The following is a 24,238-nucleotide window of genomic DNA, read 5'->3' on the forward strand; positions in this document are numbered from 1 at the left end:
AGGAGTCTGAAGCATGAACCACAATCTCTATCTGCAGTTCCACGCACGTCTTACCGAGATCCCCGACAAGGTGCTCATCGATACCCCGGAGGGTCGCCAGTATCGCGGTGCCGAGGTGCTCGAGACCTCCCGACGCCTGGCCGGCGCGCTCCAGTCGCTCGATGTCCAGCCCGGTGACCGGGTGGCGGTGCAGGTCGACAAGAGCCCCGAGGCGATCATGCTCTATCTGGCCTGCCTGCAGGTCGGGGCGGTCTACCTGCCGCTCAACACCGCCTATACCGGCGCCGAGATCGACTACTTCCTGGGCGATGCCGAGCCGCAGCTCTATGTCTGCCCGCCCGAGCGGTCCGGCGAGGCCCAGCGCTTCTGCCAGGCGGGGCGCACGGTGCACGTCGAGAGCCTGGGCACCGCCGGCGACGGCAGCCTGATGGAGCGTGCCGCCGACGCCGAGCCGGTCACCGAGATCGCCCGGCTCGACGAGAACGACCTGGCGGCGATCCTGTATACCTCCGGCACCACCGGGCGTTCCAAGGGCGCCATGCTCAGCCACGGCAACCTGGCGTCCAACAGCCGGGCCTTGGCCGAGGCCTGGCGCTTCTCCGCCGACGATCACCTGTTGCACGCGCTGCCGATCTTCCACACCCACGGGCTGTTCGTGGCCTGCAACATCGTGCTGACCGCAGGGGCCTCGATGACCTTCCTGCCCAGGCTCGATGTCGACCAGCTGCTCGACCTGATGCCGCGCGCCACGGTGCTGATGGGCGTGCCGACGTTCTACACGCGCCTGCTGCAGTCGCCGCGCCTGAACCGCGACACCGTCGCCAGCATGCGGCTGTTCGTTTCCGGCTCGGCGCCGCTGCTGGCCGAGACCCATGAGGAGTTTCTCGCGCGTACCGGTCACGCCATCCTCGAGCGCTACGGCATGACCGAGACCAACATGAACACCTCCAATCCCTACGATGGCGAGCGTCGTCCGGGGACGGTGGGCTTTCCGCTGCCCGGCACCGAATTGCGCATTACCGACCGCGACAGCGGCGCCGAGCTGGCGCGAGGCGAGACCGGCCTGGTCGAACTGCGTGGCCCCAATGTCTTCCAGGGCTACTGGCGCATGCCCGAGAAGACCCGCAGCGAGTTCCGCGACGACGGTTTCTTCATCACCGGCGACCTGGGGATGATCGACGATGACGGCTACCTGCACATCGTCGGCCGCGACAAGGACCTGGTGATCTCCGGGGGCTACAACGTCTACCCGAAGGAGGTCGAGCAAATGATCGACGAACTGCCGGGGGTGGCCGAGTCCGCGGTGTTCGGCGTCGCTCACCCCGACCTGGGGGAGGGCGTCACCGCGGTCGTGGTCGCGCGCGAGGGCGAGACGGCACCCGACGAGGCGGCGGTGAAGGCGGCACTAGGCGACCATCTGGCCCGCTACAAGCAGCCCAAGAGGGTATTTGTCGTCGACGCCTTGCCGCGCAATGTCATGGGCAAGGTACAGAAGAACCAGCTGCGCGAGGCCTACGCCGATCTCTACACCGCTACGCAGCCAGAGGGGGCCTAGCGTCCGGCGACGCCGCGACAAGCAATCTTCGATGAGGTAATGGCATGACCACCAACAACAATCGCGCCTGGATGTCGAAGCCCGACGACCGAACTCGAGTGCCGGCCATGCTCTGGCCGGGACGAGGTAACCGCCAGTGGATGACACTGTCCGAGGACTCGGTGCCCCAGGCGAGCGCTTCCTGATCCCGACGAGCGAGAATGACATGCATACGACTTCCCCCTCTCCCACCATGTCGGTCGCTGGTTACCGGCTGCCCGAGATCGTCGAATGGGACGCTTCGAGCCTCTCCCGGGCGATCCACGCGCGGGAGGTCTCCTGCCGCGAGGTGATGGCGAGCTACCTGGCGCATATCGAGGCGTATAACCCGAGGGTCAATGCCCTGGTCTCGCTGCAGGACGGCGAGCGGCTGATGGCCGCGGCCGACGAGCGCGACCGCGAGCTGGCGCTTGGCGTGTCGCGCGGCTGGCTGCACGGCATCCCCCAGGCGATCAAGGATCTCTCGGCGACGGCCGGCATCCGCACCACCCTGGGTTCGCCGCTGTTCGCCGATCATGTGCCGACCCGTGACGGCATCATGGTCGAGCGCATCAAGCGTGACGGTGCCATCGTCATCGGCAAGACCAACACGCCGGAGTTCGGCCTCGGCTCCCAGACCTACAACCCGTTGTTCGGGGCCACCCGCAATGCCTTCGATCCCTCCAGGTGTGCCGGCGGTTCGAGCGGTGGTGCCGCCGCCGCACTGGCCATGCGCCTGCTGCCGGTGGCCGACGGCAGCGACATGATGGGCTCGCTGCGCAATCCCGCCGCCTACCACAACGTCTTCGGCTTTCGTCCCTCCTTCGGGCGAGTGCCGCACGGGCCGCAGCCCGAGGTGTTCGGCCATCAACTGGCCACCGAAGGGCCCATGGGGCGTACGGTCGCCGACGTGGCGCGGCTGCTGGCGACCCAGGCCGGACCCGACCCGCGGATGCCGCTGTCCATCGCCGAGGATCCCGCGGCCTTCGCCGGCGATCTGGAGGGGGAGGCCAGGGGGCTGCGCATCGGTTGGCTGGGGGACTGGCAGGGCTACCTGCCCATGGAGCCGGGCGTGCTGCCGCTCTGCGAGCGGGCGCTTGGCACCTTCCGCGAGTTGGGCGCGGACGTCGACGCCGTGGTGCCCGATTTCGATCCCGCCCGGCTGTGGCAGGCCTGGGTCACGCTGCGACAGTGGGCGGTGGCGGGCAACCTCGGTGCGGCTTTCCTCGATCCCGCCAAGCTCGATCGGCTCAAGCCCGAGGCCCAGTGGGAGGTCGAGGGCGGCCTGGCGCTGTCGGCGCTGGATGTGCACCGTGCCAATCTCACCCGCAGCGCCTGGTATGCCTGTCTCCTTGAGCTCTTCGAGGACTACGACTATCTGGCGCTGCCCACCGCCCAGGTGTTCCCCTTCGACGTCGATACGCCCTGGCCGCGGGCGATCGCCGGCCGCGAGATGGATACCTATCATCGCTGGATGGAGGTGGTGATTCCCGGCTCGCTGTCGGGCTGCCCGGTGATCAGCCTGCCCGCAGGCTTCAGCGACACCGGCCTGCCCATGGGCATCCAGGTGATCGGCCGCCACCAGGCCGACCTGGCCGTGCTGCGCTTGGCCCGGGCGTACGAGGCGGCGAACGAAGCGCTGCTGAGCCGCCGGCCGATCGACTAGGTTCGGTACGAAAACTGCCTGCGCTTGCCCACACGGCGTTAAAAATCGGCTCAAAGTACTCATTTACACCACGTAAACTCGCACGCGAGCCCGGTCCGTCTTTTCACCGATTTTTGTCTTGCGACCCACACGAATGTGGGAAGTGCGTTGGCCCGTCGGGAACGGGCCTAGCCCTGGCCATCGCTCGCCGGCCTTTCGCACAAAACCTAACCGGACGTCGCCGAGTCCGCCGCCGGCGCCTGTGACGGATCCGTCGACGTGGCCGGTTCGGCGGATTCGGGGGCGGGGGGCTCATCGGGCAGCCAGCCGCGCTCCCGGTAGTAGCGCCTGGCCCCCTCGTGGAGCGGCGCCGAGAGGCCATCGTGGATCATGCGCTCCGGGGTGAGGTCGGCGTAGGCCGGATGCCGGGCCTTGAAGGCCTCGAGGTCGGCGAAGACCGCGGCGACGACGGCATATACCCCCTGCGGGTCGGCATCCGCCGAGGCCACCAGGGTGGCTCGCACCCCGAAGGTCTCGACCGCCGGCTGATCGTCGGCGTAGAGGCCGGCGGGGATGGTGGCGCGGGCGAGGTAGGGCGTCGCGGCCACCAGGCGGTCGACCACCGGCCCCGTCACGTCGACCAGCCGGGCGTTGCAGAGCCGCACGGCCTGTTCGATGGAGGGATTGGGGTGGCCCACGGTGTAGACCATGGCGTCGATGTTGCCGTGGCAGAGTTCCAGCGACTGCTGGTCGGCGGGCAGCTCGTCGGCCGGGCGGAAGGCATCGAGGCTCCAGCCCCAGGCCTCGAGCAGGGTCATCATGGTGCCGCGCTGGCCGGAGCCGGGATTGCCCACGTTGACGGCATGCCCCTTGAGATCGGCGAAGCCGTCGATGCCGCTGTCGCGCCGCACCACCAGGGTGAAGGGCTCGCCGTGCAGCGACATCACCGAGCGCAGCGCGTCGTCAGGCCCGGCTTCGACGAAGCCGCCGGTGCCGGTGACGGCGGCATGCTGCAGGTCGGACTGGGCGAGGGCGACGGTTACCTCGCCGGCACGGACCGCCGCGAGGTTGGCGGCGGAACCGCCGCTGGGCCGGGCGATGCAGGGGGTATCGAGCAACTGGCAGAGGGCGCGTCCCGTGGCATGATAGACGCCGGCCGGACTCGCCGTGGCGATGACGATGGACGGGGCATCGGCGGCCTGCAGCGGCACGGTCGGCCAGGCCAGGGCGGCCAGCCACAACAGGTAACGGCCGAGCGAAGCGGGGAAAGACGCGATGGCGCGCTGTGGCGCCGTCCGTTGGAATTCCATGGCGCACCTCCTGAGGCATCGGCGTATTGCCGGGCGTCGATAGCCTCAGCATAGCCCCGCCCCTCAGAGGATGCCGCCGTCCAGGCCCGCGGCCAGATAGAGTCCCAGCTCCTCGGCTTGATCGACGAAGGCGTCCTGCCACTCGCCCCTGAGCGTGAGCGGTTCCTGCACCCATTTCCAGCGCAGGCCGGTGACGATGCCCTCCACGGCGCGGCGGGTGCCGGTACCGTCGTGGCCGGCGCGGATGTAGAGCGCGCAGGGCAGGCCCTGGGTCTCCTCGATCAGCGGGTAATAGCAGCGGTCGAAGAAGTCCTTCAGGGCGCCGCTCATGTAGCCCAGGTTTTCGGTGGTGCCGAGCAGGATGGCATCGCAGGCCCGTACGTCGTCGGGGCCGGCCTCGAGCGGCGGCCTGACCACCACCTCGACGTCCTCGATATCGGGGTGGCGGGCGCCGCGCTCGGCGGCCTCGCGCAGGCGGCGGGTGTTGGGGGAGGGCGCATGGGCCACGATCAACAGTCGCTTCATGTCGGCCTGCCGGGTTGAAGAATGGCGTGACCGCCATCATGCCATGGAGTAGCGCCGTTGACAGGCTCGCACGCCTCGCCGACGCTGAAATCAGCATCCACGATTCCATCAGGGAGGAAGCCCCATGGCCTTCGCCTTTTCGACGATGCAGGTGACCAGTTCCGCCTTCGAGGATCGCCAGGCCATCCCCATCAAGTACACCGGGGAGGGCGATGACCTGTCGCCGCCCCTGGCCTGGGAGAATCCCCCGGAGGGCACCAAGGGCTATGCGGTGATCTGCCATGACCCGGATGCGCCGCTGGTGCAGCACGGCAGCTACGGCTTCGTCCATTGGGTGCTCTACGATCTGCCCGGCTCGATCACCTCGTTGAAGGAGGCCACCGCCGCGGGCACCCGGGGGCGCAACGACTTCAATCGCAACGGCTATGGCGGCCCGATGCCGCCGGAAGGGCATGGCCTGCACCAGTACTATTTCTGGGTGCTGGCGCTGGACAAACCCACCGCCCTGCCCGAGGGCATCTCCATGGATGAACTGCTCAAGCAGGTCGAGCCGCACCTGCTCGGCATGAACCGCCTGATCGGCACCTATCGCCGCGACTGAACGCCAGTCGCCGCTTCGCGCCTGGGGCCAGTCTCAGTCGGCCACCATCTCGCCCGGGGCCGGGGCGGCGACATCCTCGCTGGCGGTGACGAGCCGCTCGAGCTCCTCGCAGAACGCCTCCAGCGCCTCGCCGGTATGGCCGGGGCGGCGGTGCAGCTCGATCTCGACCTGGCCGAGCGGCGGTAACCCCTCCGCCTCGCCGACGATCCGGCAGCCCGCCGGCACGCTGCGCGGGGTCTTCACCGTCATCGCCAGGCCCGCCTGCACCGGCAGGTTGATGCCGGTGGGTGAGGTGCTGGCATAGCGAATCTCCCAGCGTCGTTCCTCGCGGCCCAGCGCCGACAGCGCGTGTGCCCGGAAGGTACAGCCCTCGGGGTTGAGGGCCAGCGGCAGGACCTCCCATTCCTCCGGACGGCTACGCTCGGCCACCACCCACACCATCGGCTCCCAGCCCAGCAAATGGCCGGACTGGGTCGGCAGGTGACGGATCGACAGCACCACGTCCAGCAGGCCCTCCTGGAACTGGCCGACCAGCGACGCGCTCATGTCGCAGGTGATGTCCAGCCGTGTGTCCGGGAAGCGCTGAGCATAGCGTTCCAGCAGTTCGGGCAGGTAGGCGCTGGCCTGCTCCTCCGAGGTGGCGAAGCGGATCAACTCGCCACGCTGCCGCTCGCCCAGCGCCTCACGCGCCTCGTCCTCCAGGGTCAGCATGTGCCGGGCATAGGGCAGCAGTCGCTCGCCGTGACGGGTCAGCAGCACGCTGCGGCTGGTGCGCTCGAACAGCGGCTGGCCCATCTGATCCTCGAGGCGCTTGATCTGCAGGCTCACCGCCGACTGGGTGCGGTGCAGCACCTTGCCGGCGGCGCTGAAGCCCTGGCATTCGGCCACGGTGACGAAGGCACGGAGCAGTACGGTATCCATAAATTGATGAGCCTTTGAAATTAGTCTTATCTCGATGATTCATTTCTATTATGGATAATCGGCTTCTAAGCTGTCCAGCATGAACACGACAGCGGAGCATCTCATGCCTGTGGAATCTTCGGCCGACACCCCCGCCAGCGCCCTCGACGGGCTCATCGATCTGGCTCGCTATCCTCTCGACGACCTCGACGGCGACAGCGGTCGCGCGTTGATCGAGCAGTGCCGTCGCCAGTTGGATGATGATGGTTGCGTGGTCCTCAAGAACTTCGTGCCCGAGGCAGCCCTCGAGCGCCTGGAGCGCGAGACCGAGCGCCTGTCGCCGGACGCCCACTACAACCAGACCGAGACCAATCCCTACAACAGCGACGCCGATCCTTCGAAGCCGGCCAGCCACCCGCTGAACCGCTTCGACGATCGCACCAATGGCTTCGTCGCCGGCGATCGTATCGGTGAAGACACCATCATTCGCCAGGTCTACCAGAACGCCGACTTCCAACGTTTCATCGCCACCGTGGTCGGCATGGAAGAGATTCACCAGTACGCCGACCCGCTGGCCGACCTGGTGGTCAACGTGCTGCGCGAGGGCTGCCAGCATCCGTGGCACTACGACACCAACGAGTTCATCGTCACCATGATGACTCGCCAGTCCCACGGCGGCGGTCGCTTCGAGTATGCGCCGGGCATCCGCAGCCCCGAGGGCGAGAACTTCGAGGGCGTCGAACAGGTTCTCGACGGCGACCGCTCGGGACTCAAGTCTCTGGACCTTCAGCCCGGTGACCTGCAGATCTTCTTCGGGCGTTACTCCCTGCACCGGGTGACGCCGGCCGAGGGCGACAAGGAGCGTCACACCGTGATCTTCGCCTATGCCAAGGAGCCGGGCTTCATCGGTCGTCCCGAGCGTGCCCAGCGCATCTTCGGCCGCATGGCACCGATCCACGAGAAGCTGCTGAAAGAGGGCATGGACCGCAGCGACTCCCTGGTCGACTGATCCTGCCTTCTGGCCTGCATGCCCGTGGCGCCGGCTCGGCCGGCGCTATCCGGAACGACACTCAAAATGACGCCCCGAGAGACCTGACATGAGCATCGTGGATTTCGAGAAGCTGACCGACAACGAGCCGGACCACATTCCGGTGATTCCCTCGGCCCCCATGGCCAATGGCGACAGCATTCCCACCGCCTTCGATCCCAAGCAGCTGCGCGCCGGTCGCCTGCAGCGCCTGCGGGCGATGATGGCCGAGCAGGGCTATGCCGCCGTGGTGCTGTTCGACCCCTACAACCAGCGCTATGCCACCGGCTCGCGCAACATGTTCGGCTACTTCCTGCGCAACTCCACCCGCTACATCTACGTGCCGCTGGACGGCCCGGTGATCCTGTTCGAGTATCCCGGCAGCGCCCACGTCTCCACCTGGCTCGAGACCATCGACGAGTCACGCACCTCCAAGGTGGTGTGGTCGGCGGTCAACCAGCGTGACAACCTGTCTTCCGACCCCTTCGGCGTCGAGATCGCCGAGCTGATCGAGGCACATGGTGGCGGCAACAAGAAGATCGGCCTGGACCGTTGCGCCCTGAACCTGGCCCGTTCGCTGGAAGCCCAGGGCCTGGAGGTCTTCGACTGCATGCAGGACACCCTGCACTGCCGCCGTATCAAGACCCCGGAAGAGATCGCCTGCCTGGCCCAGTCCATGGCCGGCAGCGAAGCCGCGGTGTCCGCGGTCGAGGCCGCCATCAAGCCTGGCGTCACCGAGAATGAATTGTTCGCCATCATGTACGGCGACGTCATTCGCCAGGGCGGCGAGTTCATCGAGACCCGCCTGCTGTCCTCAGGGCCGCGCACCAACCCCTGGTTCAACGAGGCAAGCGACCGGGTGATCCGCCCCGGCGAGCTGGTGGCGCTGGACACCGACACCATCGGCTGCCACGGCTACTACTCCGACTTCTCGCGTACCTTCCACGTCGGCCCGGGCAAGCCGAGCGCCTACCAGAAGGGCCTCTACCGCATGGCCTATGACCAGGTGCACCACAACATGGGCATCCTCAAGCCGGGCATGAGCTATCGCGAGATCGCCGAACAGGCGTGGAAGATCCCCGAGCGTTTCCTCGACCGCCGCTACCCGTCGATCATCCATGGCGTGGGCATGCACGGCGAGACCCCGCTGGTCGCCCACCACATGGACTTCGACCGCTTTTCCAAGGACGGCGTCCTGGAGCCCGGCATGGTGGTCTCCGTGGAGAGCTATATCGGCGAGGTCGGTGCCGCCGACGGCGTCAAGCTGGAGGAAGAGGTGCTGGTCACCGACACCGGCATCGAGAAGCTCTCGCGCTACCCGTTCGACGAGGCCCTGCTCGATCGGGAAGTCTGAGGCTAACCGCCGTCTAGCGAATGCTCTGCCAACGAATCTGAGAGAGACCCCATGACCGATGTGAACCACTGGATCGCCGGCGAATCCCTGGCCGGCGAGCGCAAGCTCGACGTCTTCAACCCCGCCACCGGTGAGGCCATCCGCCGGGTGAGCCTGGGCGATGCCGGCACCGTGGAGCGGGCCATCGAGGCCGCCCGCGCCGCCCAGCCGGCCTGGCGCGACCTGCCGCCGGCCAAGCGGGCCCAGGTGATGTTCCGCTTCAAGACGCTGCTCGAGCGCGACGCCGACGAGATCTGCCGCCTGGTCGCCGAGGAGCACGGCAAGGTGCTCGAGGATGCCATGGGCGAACTCAAGCGCGGCATCGAGAACGTCGAGTACGCCTGCGGCGTGCCGGAATTGCTCAAGGGCGAGTATTCCCACAACGCCGGGCCGGGCATCGACACCTGGTCCAACCACCAGCCGCTGGGCATCGTGGCCGGCATCACGCCGTTCAACTTCCCGGCCATGGTGCCGCTGTGGATGTACCCGATGGCCATCGCCTGCGGCAACGCCTTCATTCTCAAGCCCTCCGAGCAGGTGCCGTCCGCCGCCGTCAAGATGGCCGAGCTGCTCGACGAGGCCGGCCTGCCGCGGGGCATCTTCAGCGTGGTTCACGGCGACCGCGAGGCCGTGGAGACGCTGATCGACGCGTCGGACGTCAAGGCGCTGTCCTTCGTCGGCTCCACCCCGGTGGCCAAGTCGATCTATCGCCGCGGCGCCGACAACGGCAAGCGCGTCCAGGCGCTCGGTGGGGCCAAGAACCATGCCATCGTGCTGCCGGACGCCGACCTGGACAACGCCGCCAGCACCCTCATCGGGGCGGCCTATGGCAGTGCCGGCGAGCGCTGCATGGCGATCTCGGTGGCGGTCTGCGTGTGCGATGACACCGCCGATGCCCTGGTCGGCAAGGTCGCCGAGCAGGCGCGTACCCTGAAGATCGGCCCCGGCACCGAGAAGGGGCTGGACATGGGCGCGCTGGTCAACGCTGGCCATCGTGACAAGGTGGCCGGTTATATCGAGCGGGGCGAGCAGGCCGGCGCCGAGCTGGTGGTCGACGGTCGCGAGCACCCGCTGGTCGAAGGCTCCCCGGGCTATTTCCTCGGCGCGACCCTGTTCGACCGGGTGACCCCGGAGATGGACATCTACCGCGACGAGATCTTCGGCCCGGTGCTGTGCGTGGTGCGCGTCGAGACCTTCGAGGAAGCCATCGCGCTGATCAACGACCACCAGTACGGCAACGGCACCTGCGTGTTCACCCGCGATGGCGAGGCCGGACGCCGCTTCGCCGACGCCATCGAGGTGGGCATGGTCGGCATCAACGTGCCGCTGCCGGTGCCGGTGGCCTTCCACAGCTTCGGCGGCTGGAAGGAATCGCTGTTTGGCGACCTGCACGCCTATGGCCCCGACGCGGTGCGCTTCTACACTCGCCGCAAGGCCATCTCCCAGCGCTGGCCGCAGCGTTCCCAGCAGGAAAGCGCCCAGTTCAGCTTCCCCTCGAACTGACCGCCCCGGACCGGCCGTCGGTGACGGTCAGGCCCTCGAGCGCCCCGAAGCCCGGCCCGGGCACCGGGGCGCTCGATCGAGCAAAGCAATGAATTGGCGCGTTTTTTGGGCGATGTCTCGCGCCTCGTTATGTTGTGCGCCTCGCCGCTTCGTGTTTCCTTCGAGGGTCATCATGGACGACGGAGGGGAGGAGGCGCGATGGACATCACGATCGGGGCCATGTTGCTGGCTGGCCTGGCCCTGGCCATGGGCGGAACCGCCCTGGGGTTGACCTGGTATCTGCGCCGCGGCAGCCGCCGCGAGGCGCCCCATCAGCCCGCCGCGGCGATGGCGACCGAGTCCACGCCATCGCCGCCCCCCGCCACGACGCGCCCCTCCACCTCGCCGGAACCCCAGCCCGAGCCCCGGGCCGTGGCGCGGCGCTTTCGCGTCGCCAACAGCGAGGATGTCCGGCAATGCCTGTTCGTGGTCCTCGACTGGCCCGGGCTCGATACCAATCGTCGGCTCCGGCGCAAGCTCGAGGAAGTCGACGCGGTCTACGACGCCAGGCAGCGGGTCTACAACATCCGTCCGCCGCGCACCGGCTACCGCATGGTGGTAGCCAACAGCACCCCGCCCGGGGCGCTGCCGCCGCTGCATGAGGAGGGCGAGCATCCGGTGGTCGATGGCCTCTCCATCCTGGTGCACTTCCGCAACAAGCGGCGTGTCGCCCACAGCCCCGATGCCCTGATCGACTTCACCCTCGCGGTGGCGGCCCTCGGCGGCAAGATCCTCGACGCCGAGCGCCGCGAGGTCAGCGGGGCGGAGTTCGAGCAGCTGCGCAGTGCCGCCCCCTGACGTGATCGCTCGGGGCTCCCGCGCCATGCAGGCACCGCGCCATGGAGGCACAAGGGAACCCGGACCCGAGCGCGATGTCTCATGGGGTTCGATTGCCGCTGCGACCCGGCACGGCCGGGTCGTGAGACCCCCTCGACATGTCGAAGGAGAGCACATGCACAAGTTCCTGTCCCGCACCCTGGTGTCCCTGCTGGGCGCCGGCCTGTTGTCCGGCACTGCGATGGCCGACGAGCCCGAGGTCTACGGCTGGGTGGAGAAGACCCTGATCGATCCCGGCTGGGGCGTGGAGGTGAAGGCCAAGCTCGACAGCGGGGCGCTGACCTCCTCCATGCAGGCCGAGCACATCGAGGAGTTCCAGCGCGACGGGGAAGACTGGGTACGCTTCGAGGTCGAGCTCGAGGACGAGGCCACCGGCGAGGTGGTCAGCCGCGAATTCGAACGCCCGATCTTTCGCCGCCTGATCCTGAGCGGTGCCGGCGGCAAGGACCGTCGTCCGGCGGTGCTGATGACCATCTGCATCGGCGACACCCGCTACCAGGAGCAGTTCAGCCTCAGGGATCGCGACGACATGCTCTATCCGGTGCTGCTGGGGCGCCGCACCATCCAGAGCCTGGGGCATCTCGACGTGACCGAGACCTTCCTGCACGAGCCGCGCTGCGACGACGACTCGCCGCTGGAGTCCCATGCCGACAAGGAATACGACGACGACATCGGCGCCTGACGCCGGCGCGCCTCGGGTGAGCCGCGGGAGGGAACCCGTCTCGCCCGAGCGAGTCTGCAGGGACGAGACAAGATCACCAGATGCCATGCCAAACGGAGGTGGCCATGTCCCCCATCACTCCCCTCGATCGACTGCTGGCCGACCTGGAGGCCTTCGCCGAACAGCATGATCGCAGCGTCACGGCGCCGGACGAGCGCCTGCGCAACATCACCCGCGACACCGGCCAGTTCCTCGCCGTGCTGGTGCGTGCCACCGGGGCCCGGCGCATCCTCGAGGTCGGCACCTCCAACGGCTACTCCACCCTGTGGCTCGCCGACGCGGCCCGCGCCACCGGTGGCCGGGTCACCACCATCGAGTGGGCCGCCGACCGTTGGGGCATGGCCGGCGAACATTTCGCCGCCGCCGGCCTGGCGGAGGCGATCGAGTCGCTGCACGCCGATGCCGACAAGGTGCTCGAGCGCCAGGCGCCCGCCTCGCGGGACCTGGTGTTCCTGGACGCGGATCGCGCCCGTTACGTCGACTGGTGGCCGCGAGTACGCGAGGCCCTGGCCCCGTCGGGGCTGCTGGTGGTGGACAACGCCACCTCCCATGCCGAGGAATTGGCGCCCTTCATCGACCTGGTCGAGGCGGACCCTGCCTTCACCACCAGCCTGGTGCCGGTCGGCAAGGGCGAGTTCCTGGCCACCCGGGCGCCGGCCACGGCGCCCGGGTGATGCGGGAGGGACGATGGGCGAGCCCTCGAACCTCAGGGTGTACTACGACGCCGTCTGCCCACGCTGTCGTCGCGATCGGCGGCGCTACGAGCGACTGGCCGGCGGGGCGACGCCGGTGGAGTGGATCGATGTCACCGACCACGCCGACCGCCTGCGTGCCCGCGGCATCGACCCCCGCGAGGCCCTGCGCTCGCTCCACGTGGAGGACGAGTCGGGGCGTCTCTATCGCGGCCTGGACGCCTACCTCCTGCTGATGCGCTGCGTACCCCGGCTCAGGCCGCTGGCCTGGCTGATCGGCCTGCCGCTGGTCAAGCCGCTGCTCGAGGCCGGATACCGGCGCTGGGTGCGGCGTCGCCTGCGCCGTCAGGGGCGCTGGTAGCGCGAACCGCTACTCCGCGCCGCGCGGCCGCCAGGCCGCCGGCAGGTGCTCGACGAGATGGTCCATGAAGGCCCTGACCTTGGGCGTCAGGGCCTGACGGTCGGTCACGCACAGGTAGATGTCCATGGGCTCCGACACGGCCTGCACCGGGCCGTCGCCCTCCTCGAACAGCGGTATCAGGCGACCGGCCTCGACATGCGGCTCGGCGATGAAGGCGGCCAGCCGGGTGATCCCGCCGCCGGCCAGGGCCATGCGTGCCAGGACGTCGATGTCGTCGCTGATCATGGTGGCCTTGAAGTCCGGCTCGAAGCGCAGCCCGTCGCGAAGGAACCCCCAGCTCATGAAGCGGCCGTCCAGCGGCGAGCGGAAGGCCAGGCAGTCGTGGCTGCGCAGCTCCTCCGGGCTGCGGGGATGGCCGGCCCTGGCCAGGTAGTCCGGCGCGGCGCAGAACAGGAAGGGGATGGAGGCGACGCGACGGGCCACCAGTCCCTCCTCGAGCTGGGGAGTGAAGCGGATGCTGATGTCCACGTCCTCCTGGATGTGGTCCACGCTGCGGTCGGTGGTCAACAGCTCCAGCGACAAGTGACGATAGCGGGCGTTGAACCCGGGCATCAGCGGTGCCAGCACATGGCGGCCGAAGGCGGCGGTGGAGGTGACCCGCAGCCGGCCGCGGGGCTCGGCCTGCAGCGCGGAGATGGCGCCGTGGGCGCGTTCCAGATCCCGGGCGACATGGCGAACATGCTCGTAGTAGATCGCCCCGCTGTCGGTCAGCGACATGCGCCGGGTGGTGCGCGCCAGCAGGCGCACGCCCATGGCCGCCTCCAGGCGCGCGATGCCCTGGCTGGCCGCGGCGGGACTGATGCCGAGGCGTCGGGCGCCACCGGCGATGCTGCCGGCCTCGACGGCCTTCACGAAGCTCTCGATGGCGCGCAGGGTATCCATTGGTTTTCTCGCGGAATGTTCGTCTGTATTCGTAAATAAGCCTTTATAGTGAACCAAGGCCATGACGTCTACAGCGGTAGTGACGGGGCCGCTAGGCTGGGGGCATCACGATCGACAACCGACGACAGAGGAGGGTTGAGATGTCGACGCCTTCGAGCCCGCAGCGCACCGCCACCGACCCCGCCGCCAAGGCGCGCCGGGGCATTCCGCCGCGCTTCGCCCCGCTGGTCTTCGCCTTCTACATGTCCGCGCTGATGACGCTGCTGATGAGCCTGGTGATCACCGCGGTCAACGGCGGGATCGGCCCCGACTACCTGGCCGCCGTGGGCCGCGCCTACGTGCGCGCCATGCCGGTGGCCTTCATCGGCGTGCTGAGCGTGCGGCCGCTGGTCCAGCGGCTGGTGACCTGGACCCTGGCCGGCGACGGCGACCGTTGAGGCGCCGTGGTGAATGCGTTAGCCGTGCAGACGCGCCAGGTCGTGGACCAGCCGCCCGCAGAGGGCGTCCAGCTTGTCGCGATGGCCGTCGTCGAGCAGCCGACCGTCGTCGCCGAAGGCATCGCCCGCCTTGGCCACGGCGAGCTGGTCCGGCAGCACGGTCACGCCGATGTTGCCGAGCAGCTGGCGCACCAGCGCCAGGCCGCGCAGCCCGCCCAGGCCCCCCGGCGAGGCGGCCACCACCGCCGCCAGCCGGCCCTGGAACAGCGCCAGGCCGCTGTCGCCCTGGTGGGGGCGAGTCAGCCAGTCGATGGTGTTCTTGAGCAGTGGCGTGATGAAGCCATTGTATTCCGGTGAGGCGATCAGCAGGCCCTGGTGCTCGGCCAGCTGCTCTCGCAGGGCCAGGGCGGCGTCGGGCAGGCCCCGTTCGTTTTCCAGATCGCCGTCGTAGAGCGGCATGGGATAGTCCGCCAGGTCGACCAGGGTCGGCCGTCCGCCGTGGGCCTCCAGGCGGTCGGCGGCGAGTCGCGCCAGGCGCTTGTTGAAGGAGGCCCGGCGGGTGCTGCCGGCGAAGACCAGGATACGCGGAGAGGAGGGGGCGCTCATGGACGGTGCTCCTTGCTTGCCGTGGGGGTGGCTTCGATGATGGTCGCTATCGGCAGGCGGTACAAGCGCCAGGAGGTGACGATGGCAAGGGACTATCCACGCACGCCGGACGGTCGCTATTTCGTGGCCCGGGAACGGCTGTGGCGATGCACCGACCCACGGCTCGACGAGGCGACGCGCCGGCGGCGAGTACGCGAGCTGATGCGCGCCCGGCGGGCGGTGAAGGCGGCCCTGCGGGACGAGGACGAAGCCGCACTCGCCGCGGCCCGGGCGTCGGTGCAGCGGGCTAAGGAGGCCCTCGGCGAGCGCGGCCCGGTGTGGTGGGGCGACGCGGCCCCCGACGAGACCGGCCGACACCCGGCCCATTCCTCCTATGCCGACTGGTGGCGGGCCCGCGAGGACGAGGCGTCGACCTGATCGGCCTGGACAGCCCGGCGTGTCTCGCCAACCCTCGTAGACAGAGGCGTCACCGCCGGTCGGCGAGGAGGGCCCCATGGTCCGCAGCAAACGCGAGAGCCTGCAGGAACATCACCGCCCCGAGGCCATCCGTCGTCGGCTGGAGCGGCCCGAGCGCCCCCACCACATGCCCGATGCCATCCTCGGCGGTATCGACGGCTGCGTGACCACCTTCGCGGTGGTCTCCGGGGCCTTCGGCGCCGGCTTCTCGCCACGGGTCGCGCTGGTACTGGGCTTCGCCAACCTGCTCGCCGATGGCTTCAGCATGGCGATCAGCAACTTCGAGGCGGTTCAGGCCCAGCGCGAGGGCGTCGAGCGGGCCCGGGAACGGGAGCTCGAGCACATCGCCCTGGTGCCCGAGGGTGAACGCGAGGAGATCCGCCAGATCTATGCCCGCAAGGGCCTGACGGGCGAGGTGCTGGAGCGGGTCGTGGAGACCATTTGTCGCGATCGGGAAGTGTGGGTGGAGACCATGCTGACCGAGGAGCATGGCCTGCAGCGGCAAGGGCTCAGCCCCTGGCGCTCGGCCGGGGTGACCTTCGCGGCCTTCCTGGGGGTGGGGGCCATGCCGCTGTTGCCCTATGCGGTGCCCGGCCTGGCCACCGTGGAGCGTTTCCTGGCCAGCCTGGCACTCGCCGCGCTGATGTTCCTGGCGATCGGCATGCTCAAGAGCCTGGTCTATCGGTGCCCGGTCGGGCAGTCCGGGCTGCGCACCCTGCTGATGGGCGGCGCCGCGGCGGGGCTGGCCTTCGTGACCGGCGTGCTGGCCGAGGCGCTGTTCGGCGTCGCCCCATGAGTTCGTCCTGGCCTGCCGGACCGCTGGCGTCGAATGGCCACGGCGACTTAGGCTAGGCTGTCCGGCAGTCAACGCGACCCACCGGGAGGACGGGCATGGAACATTTCATGAGGGCGGCGCTCGAGGCGGCGCGCAGGAGTCTCGCCGAGGGCGGCGTTCCCATCGGGGCGGCGCTGGTGCATCGCGGGGTGATCCTCGGCACGGGACACAACCAGCGCGTCCAGCTCGGCAGCACGGTGCTGCATGGCGAGATGGATGCCCTGGAGAACGCCGGGCGCCAGTCGTCCGACATCTATCGAACCTCGACCCTCTATACCACCCTGTCGCCCTGCGCCATGTGCACCGGCGCCATCCTGCTGTACGGGATTCCCCGGGTGGTGATCGGCGAGAATCGCACCTTCCTGGGTGAGGAGGCCCTGCTGCGCGAGCGGGGCGTCGAGGTCGAGGTGCTGCAGGATCCGGCGTGCATCGCGCTGATGGAACGCTTCATCGCCGAGAAGCCCGCGCTGTGGCATGAGGATATCGGCGAGTAGCCGAGCGATATCCTTCCGGCGGGCGGCATGGCCCGCCACCGCCGTCACCATCGAGAGGACCGTCATGATCGCCGAGACTCCCGAGCCGCCGTACTACGCCGTGATCTTCACCTCGCTGCGCCACGACGTCGACGACGGCTATGCGGCCATGGCCGAGCGCATGATGACGCTGGCCGCCGAGCAGCCGGGGTTTCTTGGCGTGGAGACGGCCCGTGACGGCGTGGGCATCACGGTGTCCTACTGGTCGGATCCGGAGGCGATTCGACGCTGGAAGGCTCAGGTGGAGCATCGCGAGGCCCAGCGACTGGGGCGGGAGCGATGGTACTCGCGCTACCGGGTACGCATTGCGCGGGTGGAGCGCGAGTACGGCGCCTGAGGGGTCAGGCGTAGGTGTTGATCTGGGTGCCGAGGCTACCGTCCCGGGCCAGCTGGGGTTCGACCGAAGCGGATTCCACCAGGGCGGTGACCTGTTGCTGCTGGGTATCCAGGGCTTCCTTGAACACCTGCATCTGGGCCTGCTGGGCCGTCTGGTACTGCTCCAGCACCTGGGATTGGGCGACCACGTTGTTGACGGACGTGTCCATCGACTTCTCCTGAACAAGAGGTTGTCGGTGCCACCCTAGCAGCTCGCCAGCGGGGCGGAAAGGTCGGTGTGGGCGGGGTGGGGAAAACCGTCGCGTCGACGCGGCTCATGACGCCGGCAGGCAGGCCGGGAGAGCCTCGCGCAGCGAGCGAGGGGCTAGGCCCAGGTCGGCGAAGGTGCCCACGCCGTCGCCGACCAGGTTGTCGTGCTGCATGAGCACGACCTGGTCGCGGGTCAGCGGCGGGTCGGGCCACGCCGAGGCCAGCAGCGCCAGCGCCCGCCAGGCGGGGAAGGGCACCGGCACGAGGGGGCGCTCCCGGTGCAGGTGGTGCATGACCAGCGTCAGGATCTCCCGGTAGCGCAACGCGTCGTCGCCGCCCAGCTCGAACAGGCGGCGTCGCGGGGCCGCGCCGCCGGTCAAATGGGCGAGGGCCCGGGCCGCATCCATCACGTGTACCGGCTGCAGGCGTGTCTCGCCGCGGCCGAACAGCGGGATCGCCGGCAGCCGCGTGAGCTTGGCCAGGGTCGCCAGGAAGGCGTCCCGGGGGCCGTACAGCACGCTGGGACGCACGATGATCGCCTTGGGCATGGCCTCGACCACCGCGGCCTCGCCCCGGGCCCGGGCGCGGACATAGGGCGACGGCGAGCGCGGGTCGGCGCCGATGCCCGAGAGTTGCACCAGCCGGGTCACGCCGGCCTCCCGGGCCAGCCGTGCCAGGCGCCCGGCCCCTTCCACATGAATGGCCTCGAAGCTCAGGCCTCGGGTCTCCGTGTACAGGCTCACCGCGTTCACCACCGGTCCGGCGCCCTCCAGGGCGGCGGCCACCTCGTCGTCGCGGCGGATATCGGCGGCCACGACCTCCAGCGGATCGCCGGGCTCGGCCCAGGCCGGCCAGGCGGGCCGCCGGGCGACCAGGCGCACCGGACGGCCGAGCTCCACCAGCTCGCGCACCAGGGTGGCGCCGAGAAAGCCGGTGCCACCGAATACCGTGATCGGTCGATCCGGCATGTCGCTTATCCCTTGGGCCTGCGAAAGATCATCGGGGCATTGTGCCTGAGGAGGGACTGGTCGCAAGCGGCGGCGGCGACTCTCGGTGAAGGAGACCAAAGTCTAAAGGCAGAAAGTCCGATTTTGTTCGAGTCTATGTCCGACATAACTAACAAGGAGTCCGACAGGGCTCGCACGAACCGGAACGCCGATCATGTCCCACGCCGCCGACAACGCCCGCCGCTCGCCGCGGCCCGATATCGCCGATGACCTCGCCGAGGCCATCTTCAGCGGCCAGTACGGGCCGGGCGACTTCGTGCCCCGGGAGCTGGACCTCTGCGAGCGCTTCGGCGTCAGCCGCAGCACCGTGCGCAGCGCCCTGCAGACCCTGGTGGCGGCGGGTCTGCTGACGCGCATCTCGGGCCAGGGCACGCGGGTGCGGGCGTTGCAGGAGTGGCACCTGCTCGACCCCCAGGTCAGCGCCTGGATGGCGCGCTTCGCCCAGCCCAACCCGCGTATCCAGCGCGAGATCTTCGCCTTCCGGGTCGCCGTGGAGCCCTTCGTCGCCCGCCTGGCGGCGGAACACGCCACCGCGGCGGATCTGCTGGCCATCGAATCGGCCTACGAGGGCATGATCCGGGCCCTAGAACACGACGACCTGCACTGGCAGGGCATCTCCCACGACGACTACGACGTGGCCTTCCACGAGGCCGTCTTCGCGGCATCGCACAACCTGGTCTGGGCGCAGATCAGCCATGTGCTGAAGCCGGCCATCGCGCTGCTGGTGGAGCGCTCCAACCACAGCGCCGACGAGCTCCACGACAGCATGGAGCGTCATCGCCGGATGATGGAGGCGATTCGCCTGCGTCAGCCGGACCAGGCCGCCGCGGCGGCCCTCAAGGTGCTGGAACGCACCGGGCGGGACCTGGGGCTCGAGGCCTTGATGCCGGCCCTCCCCACTCTCGATGTCACGACAACCGACGTTTCAACAACAAGCAGCGATAAGGAAGCCTCATGAGCACACGCATGCCTCTCAAGACCCTGACCGCCGCCGTGCTCGGCGCCCTGGCCGTCAACGCCCAGGCCGCCGACTACGAGTGGACCTTCCAGACCTCCGAGACCGCCGGCGAGCCCCAGTTCGAGATGAAGAAGGCCTGGGCGGAGAACGTCGAGCAGATGTCCGACGGCCGGATCAGCATCGAGATCCTGCCGGTGGGGGCGGTGGTCCAGGCCAACCAGACCCTGCAGGCGGTGCAGTCCGGGATCCTGCAGGGCCACCTGACCGATCCCAGCTACTTCACCGGCCAGGACCCGGCGTTCGGCATGATCGGTAACCTGGTCGGCGCCTGGAGCGATCCCTACGACTTCCTCGACTACATGAACAACGCCGGCGGCGAGGCGCTCTACAACCAGCTCGTCGAGCCCTACGGCCTGCACCTGATCGGTGCCGCGGCCACCGGCCTGGAGTCGCTGCCGTCCACCAAGCCGATCCGTTCCGTCGAGGACATGCAGGGCCTCAAGCTGCGCGCCCCGGAGGGCATGGTCTACAACATCTTCGAGGCCGCCGGCGCGACCCCGGTCAACCTGCCGGGTTCCGAGGTCTACACCGGCCTCGAGAAGGGCGTGATCGACGCCGCCGACTACACGGTGTTCGCCACCAACCAGGCCCAGGGCCTTCATGAGTTCGCGCCCTATCCGCTGTACCCGGGCTTCCACTCCCTGCCGATGGTGGCGGTCTCGCTGAACAAGGACATCTGGGACGGTCTGCCGGCCGACCTGCAGGCGATCCTCGAGACCTCGGTGGACGACCTGGCCTACGAGATGGTCGCCGAGCTCAAGACCCGCGACCTGGAGGTCGTGCGCGAGGCGCGTCAGGATCCGGACATCGAGATCATCGACCTGCCGGCCGAGGAGCGGGCCAAGTTCCGCAACATCGCCAAGGACGAGTGGGCCAACTGGGCCGAGAAGAACGAGATCACCGCCGAGTTCTACGAGTCGGTGGTGGCCTACCTGGAAAACCACAACCTGCTGTAAGCCATTCCGCCGGCGCCCGGCGCCGGCCATCACGACGGCGGGCCACGGAGACGTGGCCCGCCCCTGCATCGAGGAAGTCCCATGACTCAAGCCTCCCGTCGTCCGGAGGGCGATTCGGCCTCCGCCGAGGCGAGTCCGCCCGATCCGGTTCGCAACGTGTTCGATCGCGGCGTCATGGCCGCCGGCCGCGTGGCGGCCTGGCTGGTGTTCGTCGCCATGGTGATCAGCGTCTATGAGGTCATCATGCGCTACGGTTTCGGCTCGCCCACCTCCTGGGTCCACGAGAGCGTGGTGATGCTGGTGGCGGTGAGCTTCGCCCTGGGCGGCCCCGCGACCCTGGCCTGCAATCGCCACATCCGCGTGCGCGTGCTCTACGACAGTGCCGGGCCGCGCCTCAAGCTGTGGCTCGACCGCTTCAACGACCTGGTGACCTTCGGCTTCTGCCTGGGCATGAGCTACGCCGCCTTCGTGATGTTCTGGGGGGCCTCCCACAACCCGCTGGGCGAGTGGCAGCTCGAGCGCTCCGGCACCTCCTGGAACCCGCCGTTTCCGGCGCTGGTGAAGGGTGTGATCCTGCTGGCGCTGGCCATCATGTGCGTCCAGGCCTTGCTGCACCTGGTGCAGTCGCTGCGTGGCAAGCCGGCGCCCGTCCCCGATGACACGGAGGGCACCGCCTGATGGATATCGCGACTGGCACCATGCTGCTGGTGGGGCTGATCTTCGCCCTGCTGGTCACCGGCCTGCCGCTGGCCTTCATCACCGGCCTGGTGGCACTCGGCTTCACCTTCGGTTGGTTCGGGCCCAACGCCCTGCCGCTGGTCACCAGCCGCGTCTACGGCTTCGTCACCGAATACTCGCTGGTGGCGGTGCCGATGTTCGTGCTGATGGCCTCGCTGCTGGACCGATCGGGGATCGCCAAGGACCTGTTCAACGCCATGCGCGTGTTCGCCGGCCGCCTGCCCGGCGGCGTGGCGGTGCAGACCATCGTGGTGGCCTTCTTCCTGGCCGCGCTGTCCGGGATCATCGGCGGCGAGATCGTGCTGCTGGGCATCCTGGCGCTGCCGCAGATGCTGCGCCTGGGCTACGACAAGCACCTGTCGATCGGCGTGGTCTGCGCCGGCGGGGCGCTGGGCACCATGATGCCGCCGTCGATCGTGCTGATCATCTACGGCCTGATCGCCTCGGAGTCGATCGCCGACCTGTTCACCGCGGCCATCACCCCGGCGGTGATCCTGATGCTGTCCTACATCGGCTACGTGCTGGTGCGCTGCCTGCGAAACCCCGCCATGGGCCCGCCGATGAGCGACGCCGACCGCGAGGAGGGCTTCGCCAACCGCTGGCAGGCGCTGCGCGCCATCATCGTGCCGGGGCTGATCGCGGCGCTGGTGCTGGGCTCGATCTACGGCGGCGTGGCCTCGGTGACCGAGGCGGCGGCCATGGGCGTGTTCGGCGTGCTGCTGGCGGTGGTCGCCCGCGGCGAGTTCTCGGTCAAGACGCTGCACGAGAGCCTCGGCCAGACGCTGACCACCTGCGGCATGATCATCTGGATCGGCATCGGCGCCGCGGCGCTGGTGGGGGTCTACAACCTGATGGGCGGCAACCGCTTCATCTCGGGGATGATCATGGGCCTCGACGTGGCGCCGATCGTGATCATCCTGGTGATGATGGCGATCCTGCTGGTGCTGGGCATGTTCCTCGACTGGATCGGGGTGGCGATGCTGACGCTGCCGATCTTCGTGCCGATCGTCGAGCAGCTGGGCTACAGCCCGATCTGGTTCGGCATCCTGTTCGCGGTGAACATGCAGGTGTCGTTCCTGTCGCCGCCGTTCGGCCCCGCGGCCTTCTACCTCAAGGGCGTGGCGCCGCCCGAGGTCAGCCTCAAGGACATCTTCGTCTCGCTGCTGCCGTTCATCGCCCTGCAGCTGTGCGTGCTGTTCGCGCTGCTGTTCTGGCCGAACCTGGCCATGTGGCTGGTGGGCTGACGACTGACGACGACAAAGCGCTGACGACGTTGGCGGGTCACCGGTCTTCCGGTGGCCCGTTTTTTTGTCGAAGGTGTCGGGAAATTATCGCGAGATGATGGGGCCTCTTATGGCGACATGATAAAAAAATAACGACGCCTTGGCGTCGTTATTATCGTGGCTTCTGGTGGGTGGCCAGGCGCCGAATCAGCCGTCGTCGCTTTCGCTCAGGGTCTCGAGAAAATGCTCGACGATCTCGCGGGGGGGCTGGCGGATGTCCATGCGGATGGCCTCGTCCTCACCGGGCGCCTCGAGGGTGGCGAGCTGGCTGTCGAGCATGTGGGCGCCGGCGAAGAAGTGGCCGCCGCGGGATTCCAGGCGCTCCAGCAGCACCCGGCGGCTTCCCGCGAGATAGAGGATCTTCAGGTCCGGCGCCGCCCGGCGCAGCTGGTTCCGGTAGCCGCGCTTTAGCGCCGAGCAGCCGATGACCAGGTCGCAGCCCCGGTCGCGATACTGTCGGTACAGGTCGGCCAGGGTCGACAGCCAGCTGATCCGGTCGGTGTCGTCGAGGGGCTCGCCGCGGCTCATCTTGGCGATATTGTCCGGGCCGTGGTGGTCGTCGCCGTCGATAAAGGTGGCCCCCATGGCGGCGGCCAGTTGTCGCCCAATATGAGACTTTCCTGAACCGGAAACCCCCATGACGAGAATGCTCTTGGCGGTCGTCTTCATGCGAGAATCTGCCGTGTCTTGTCATCGAAAGGTTGTCGGCGATTCTAGCATTTTTTGAGTATGAGGCATGAGCATTTTGCTCGGAGTGGTGCTCGAGAAAATGCAGGATACGCCTGGCCGAGCGCTGGCGCTTTGCGGAGATCGCCTAGCGGTATCCGGCCATCAGTTCGCGCACCAGCGGGGTGTCGGCATCGCGATGGGTGGGCAGCTCGAAGCGAGCCCTGGCGATGGCGGTGCGCGACAGGATGGCGGTGATCAGCCCCTCGCCGTCCTCGGCCTCGGCGAGCGTCTCGCCGCGGGGGCCGAGGATGCGCGAGCCGCCCCAGAAGTGGCTCGCCCCCTCGGGGCCGTAGCGGTTGGCCATGATTACCGGGGTGCCGTAGGTCATGGCGTAGAAGCGCACGTTGAGCGCCCAGTTCTGTTCGTTGGAGAAGTCCTCGCTGACGATGCCCGACGCCGAGTTGATCGGCGCGCAGAGCACCGTCGGGCGGGGCAGCAGGGCGGCGTGCACCAGCGCCGGATTCCACAGGTCGGCACAGATCAACTGGGTCGCCGACCAGCCGGGGCACACCTGAACCTCGGTCAGCTCGCTGCCGTGGGTGAACCACTTGCCCTCCTCGAGGCCGCCGTAGGTGGGCAGGTTGAGCTTGCGGTGCACGGCGACGATCTCGCCGTGCTGGAGGATCGCCAGGGCGTTGTAGTACTCGCCGGGACTGGCCTCCTCGACGAAGCCGACCACCGCCTGCATCTCGCCGCAGGCGCGGGCCAGCCGTGCCAGGCGCGGGTCCTCCACCGGCATCGCGACGCGCATCACGTCGCTGCCCAGCCCGTAGCCGGTCAGCGAGAGTTCGGGGAAGACCAGCAGTTCGACGCCGCGGTCGGCGGCGTCCTGCAGGATCTCGAGGTGGCGCTCGAGATTGGCGTCCACGTCGCCCAGCTCGGCGTTGAGCTGGGCGGCGGCGACATGGAGCTCGTCCTGGTAGTGCATGGCAGGGCCTCGGGTAACGGGAAGCAAGGGCCGGTGATGTGTGCCGGCCGTGATGGTC

General features: G+C 68.6%; 29 protein-coding genes. 20 read left to right on the top strand and 9 right to left on the bottom strand.

What is annotated here, in order from left to right:
• Positions 1-13: 13 nt before the first annotated feature.
• Genes ACXAFN_RS12700 through ACXAFN_RS12710 form a run of 3 tightly spaced genes read left to right on the top strand, consistent with a single transcriptional unit; the run spans position 14 to position 3,239 of the window.
• Positions 14-1,555 (top strand): malonate--CoA ligase, encoded by a 1,542-nt coding sequence (locus ACXAFN_RS12700; RefSeq protein WP_474989171.1) that lies wholly within the window; start codon positions 14-16, stop codon positions 1,553-1,555.
• A gap of 44 nt (positions 1,556-1,599) precedes the next feature.
• Positions 1,600-1,740: a hypothetical protein gene (locus tag ACXAFN_RS12705; protein WP_474989172.1), complete on the top strand. Its 141-nt coding sequence runs from the start codon at positions 1,600-1,602 to the stop codon at positions 1,738-1,740.
• A 20-nt stretch (positions 1,741-1,760) separates the two neighbouring features.
• Complete coding sequence (locus ACXAFN_RS12710) at positions 1,761-3,239, top strand: amidase (RefSeq protein WP_474989173.1); 1,479 nt, start codon at positions 1,761-1,763, stop codon at positions 3,237-3,239.
• Between the two features lie 206 nt (positions 3,240-3,445).
• On the opposite strand, the gene ACXAFN_RS12715 is transcribed toward ACXAFN_RS12710, so the two are convergent.
• Both ACXAFN_RS12715 and ACXAFN_RS12720 read right to left on the bottom strand, forming a co-directional pair.
• Positions 3,446-4,528 carry a TAXI family TRAP transporter solute-binding subunit gene (locus ACXAFN_RS12715; RefSeq protein ID WP_474989174.1) on the bottom strand — a complete coding sequence of 361 codons (1,083 nt, stop codon included), beginning with the start codon at positions 4,526-4,528 and terminating at the stop codon, positions 3,446-3,448.
• A gap of 63 nt (positions 4,529-4,591) precedes the next feature.
• Positions 4,592-5,053: a flavodoxin family protein gene (locus tag ACXAFN_RS12720; protein ID WP_474989175.1), complete on the bottom strand. Its 462-nt coding sequence runs from the start codon at positions 5,051-5,053 to the stop codon at positions 4,592-4,594.
• Positions 5,054-5,177: 124 nt separating this feature from the next.
• Here ACXAFN_RS12720 and ACXAFN_RS12725 point away from each other — a divergent pair, with 124 nt between their 5' ends.
• A complete protein-coding gene (locus ACXAFN_RS12725; RefSeq protein WP_474989176.1) occupies positions 5,178-5,654 on the top strand; it encodes a YbhB/YbcL family Raf kinase inhibitor-like protein in 477 nt (158 codons plus the stop codon).
• A gap of 33 nt (positions 5,655-5,687) precedes the next feature.
• On the opposite strand, the gene ACXAFN_RS12730 is transcribed toward ACXAFN_RS12725, so the two are convergent.
• Positions 5,688-6,575: a LysR family transcriptional regulator gene (locus ACXAFN_RS12730; RefSeq protein WP_474989177.1), complete on the bottom strand. Its 888-nt coding sequence runs from the start codon at positions 6,573-6,575 to the stop codon at positions 5,688-5,690.
• Between the two features lie 103 nt (positions 6,576-6,678).
• Here ACXAFN_RS12730 and ACXAFN_RS12735 point away from each other — a divergent pair, with 103 nt between their 5' ends.
• From ACXAFN_RS12735 to ACXAFN_RS12765, 7 genes are all read left to right on the top strand, one after another.
• Positions 6,679-7,563 (top strand): HalD/BesD family halogenase, encoded by an 885-nt coding sequence (locus tag ACXAFN_RS12735; RefSeq protein WP_474989178.1) that lies wholly within the window; start codon positions 6,679-6,681, stop codon positions 7,561-7,563.
• A gap of 88 nt (positions 7,564-7,651) precedes the next feature.
• Positions 7,652-8,935: a M24 family metallopeptidase gene (locus ACXAFN_RS12740; RefSeq protein ID WP_474989179.1), complete on the top strand. Its 1,284-nt coding sequence runs from the start codon at positions 7,652-7,654 to the stop codon at positions 8,933-8,935.
• 51 nt (positions 8,936-8,986) lie between these two features.
• Entirely contained in the window at positions 8,987-10,477 is a 1,491-nt protein-coding gene (locus tag ACXAFN_RS12745; protein WP_474989180.1) for a CoA-acylating methylmalonate-semialdehyde dehydrogenase, read from the top strand.
• A gap of 198 nt (positions 10,478-10,675) precedes the next feature.
• The gene (locus tag ACXAFN_RS12750) at positions 10,676-11,314 is read left to right on the top strand and encodes a hypothetical protein (protein WP_474989181.1); all 639 of its coding nucleotides are present in this window, start codon (positions 10,676-10,678) and stop codon (positions 11,312-11,314) included.
• A 154-nt stretch (positions 11,315-11,468) separates the two neighbouring features.
• Complete coding sequence (gene rloA3 / locus ACXAFN_RS12755; protein ID WP_474989182.1) at positions 11,469-12,035, top strand: retropepsin-like aspartic peptidase RloA3; 567 nt, start codon at positions 11,469-11,471, stop codon at positions 12,033-12,035.
• A 104-nt stretch (positions 12,036-12,139) separates the two neighbouring features.
• Positions 12,140-12,748 (top strand): O-methyltransferase, encoded by a 609-nt coding sequence (locus ACXAFN_RS12760; protein WP_474989183.1) that lies wholly within the window; start codon positions 12,140-12,142, stop codon positions 12,746-12,748.
• Between the two features lie 13 nt (positions 12,749-12,761).
• Positions 12,762-13,127 carry a thiol-disulfide oxidoreductase DCC family protein gene (locus ACXAFN_RS12765; protein WP_474989184.1) on the top strand — a complete coding sequence of 122 codons (366 nt, stop codon included), beginning with the start codon at positions 12,762-12,764 and terminating at the stop codon, positions 13,125-13,127.
• A 9-nt stretch (positions 13,128-13,136) separates the two neighbouring features.
• Here ACXAFN_RS12765 and ACXAFN_RS12770 read toward each other — a convergent pair whose 3' ends face one another.
• Positions 13,137-14,069: a LysR family transcriptional regulator gene (locus ACXAFN_RS12770; RefSeq protein ID WP_474989185.1), complete on the bottom strand. Its 933-nt coding sequence runs from the start codon at positions 14,067-14,069 to the stop codon at positions 13,137-13,139.
• 140 nt (positions 14,070-14,209) lie between these two features.
• Between ACXAFN_RS12770 and ACXAFN_RS12775 the strand changes: the two genes are divergently transcribed.
• The gene (locus tag ACXAFN_RS12775; RefSeq protein WP_474989186.1) at positions 14,210-14,506 is read left to right on the top strand and encodes a DUF2798 domain-containing protein; all 297 of its coding nucleotides are present in this window, start codon (positions 14,210-14,212) and stop codon (positions 14,504-14,506) included.
• An 18-nt stretch (positions 14,507-14,524) separates the two neighbouring features.
• On the opposite strand, the gene ACXAFN_RS12780 is transcribed toward ACXAFN_RS12775, so the two are convergent.
• Entirely contained in the window at positions 14,525-15,112 is a 588-nt protein-coding gene (locus ACXAFN_RS12780) for an NADPH-dependent FMN reductase (protein ID WP_474989187.1), read from the bottom strand.
• Between the two features lie 81 nt (positions 15,113-15,193).
• On the opposite strand from ACXAFN_RS12780, the gene ACXAFN_RS12785 reads away from it, so the two are divergent.
• The 4 genes from ACXAFN_RS12785 (at position 15,194) to ACXAFN_RS12800 (ending at position 17,273) form a co-directional block, all read left to right on the top strand.
• Positions 15,194-15,529: a hypothetical protein gene (locus ACXAFN_RS12785; protein ID WP_474989188.1), complete on the top strand. Its 336-nt coding sequence runs from the start codon at positions 15,194-15,196 to the stop codon at positions 15,527-15,529.
• A 76-nt stretch (positions 15,530-15,605) separates the two neighbouring features.
• Positions 15,606-16,364 (top strand): VIT1/CCC1 transporter family protein, encoded by a 759-nt coding sequence (locus tag ACXAFN_RS12790; RefSeq protein WP_474989189.1) that lies wholly within the window; start codon positions 15,606-15,608, stop codon positions 16,362-16,364.
• Between the two features lie 95 nt (positions 16,365-16,459).
• A complete protein-coding gene (locus tag ACXAFN_RS12795) occupies positions 16,460-16,897 on the top strand; it encodes a nucleoside deaminase (protein WP_474989190.1) in 438 nt (145 codons plus the stop codon).
• Between the two features lie 64 nt (positions 16,898-16,961).
• A complete protein-coding gene (locus ACXAFN_RS12800) occupies positions 16,962-17,273 on the top strand; it encodes an antibiotic biosynthesis monooxygenase family protein (RefSeq protein ID WP_474989191.1) in 312 nt (103 codons plus the stop codon).
• Positions 17,274-17,277: 4 nt separating this feature from the next.
• On the opposite strand, the gene ACXAFN_RS12805 is transcribed toward ACXAFN_RS12800, so the two are convergent.
• Positions 17,278-17,481, bottom strand: coding sequence for a YjfB family protein (locus ACXAFN_RS12805; RefSeq protein WP_474989192.1), 204 nt, complete (start codon positions 17,479-17,481; stop codon positions 17,278-17,280).
• 105 nt (positions 17,482-17,586) lie between these two features.
• Positions 17,587-18,489: a complex I NDUFA9 subunit family protein gene (locus ACXAFN_RS12810; RefSeq protein WP_474989193.1), complete on the bottom strand. Its 903-nt coding sequence runs from the start codon at positions 18,487-18,489 to the stop codon at positions 17,587-17,589.
• 193 nt (positions 18,490-18,682) lie between these two features.
• Here ACXAFN_RS12810 and ACXAFN_RS12815 point away from each other — a divergent pair, with 193 nt between their 5' ends.
• The 4 genes from ACXAFN_RS12815 (at position 18,683) to ACXAFN_RS12830 (ending at position 22,484) form a co-directional block, all read left to right on the top strand.
• The gene (locus ACXAFN_RS12815) at positions 18,683-19,486 is read left to right on the top strand and encodes a FadR/GntR family transcriptional regulator (RefSeq protein ID WP_474989194.1); all 804 of its coding nucleotides are present in this window, start codon (positions 18,683-18,685) and stop codon (positions 19,484-19,486) included.
• Positions 19,483-20,502: a TRAP transporter substrate-binding protein gene (locus tag ACXAFN_RS12820; protein ID WP_474989195.1), complete on the top strand. Its 1,020-nt coding sequence runs from the start codon at positions 19,483-19,485 to the stop codon at positions 20,500-20,502. The genes ACXAFN_RS12815 and ACXAFN_RS12820 overlap by 4 nt, the downstream gene beginning before the upstream one ends.
• Positions 20,503-20,583: 81 nt before the next feature.
• Positions 20,584-21,180, top strand: a complete 597-nt coding sequence (locus ACXAFN_RS12825; protein ID WP_474989196.1) for a TRAP transporter small permease subunit — start codon at positions 20,584-20,586, stop codon at positions 21,178-21,180.
• A complete protein-coding gene (locus tag ACXAFN_RS12830; RefSeq protein ID WP_474989197.1) occupies positions 21,180-22,484 on the top strand; it encodes a TRAP transporter large permease in 1,305 nt (434 codons plus the stop codon). The genes ACXAFN_RS12825 and ACXAFN_RS12830 overlap by 1 nt, the downstream gene beginning before the upstream one ends.
• Before the next feature lie 186 nt (positions 22,485-22,670).
• Here the strand turns inward: ACXAFN_RS12830 and ACXAFN_RS12835 are convergent, their stop codons facing one another.
• Both ACXAFN_RS12835 and ACXAFN_RS12840 read right to left on the bottom strand, forming a co-directional pair.
• On the bottom strand, positions 22,671-23,192 hold the full coding sequence (locus ACXAFN_RS12835; RefSeq protein ID WP_474989198.1) for a gluconokinase: 522 nt from the start codon (positions 23,190-23,192) through the stop codon (positions 22,671-22,673).
• A 145-nt stretch (positions 23,193-23,337) separates the two neighbouring features.
• Positions 23,338-24,180 carry a nitrilase-related carbon-nitrogen hydrolase gene (locus ACXAFN_RS12840; protein ID WP_474989199.1) on the bottom strand — a complete coding sequence of 281 codons (843 nt, stop codon included), beginning with the start codon at positions 24,178-24,180 and terminating at the stop codon, positions 23,338-23,340.
• Positions 24,181-24,238: the final 58 nt, after the last annotated feature.

This window comes from Halomonas sp. ABH4_019 (assembly GCF_056159885.1).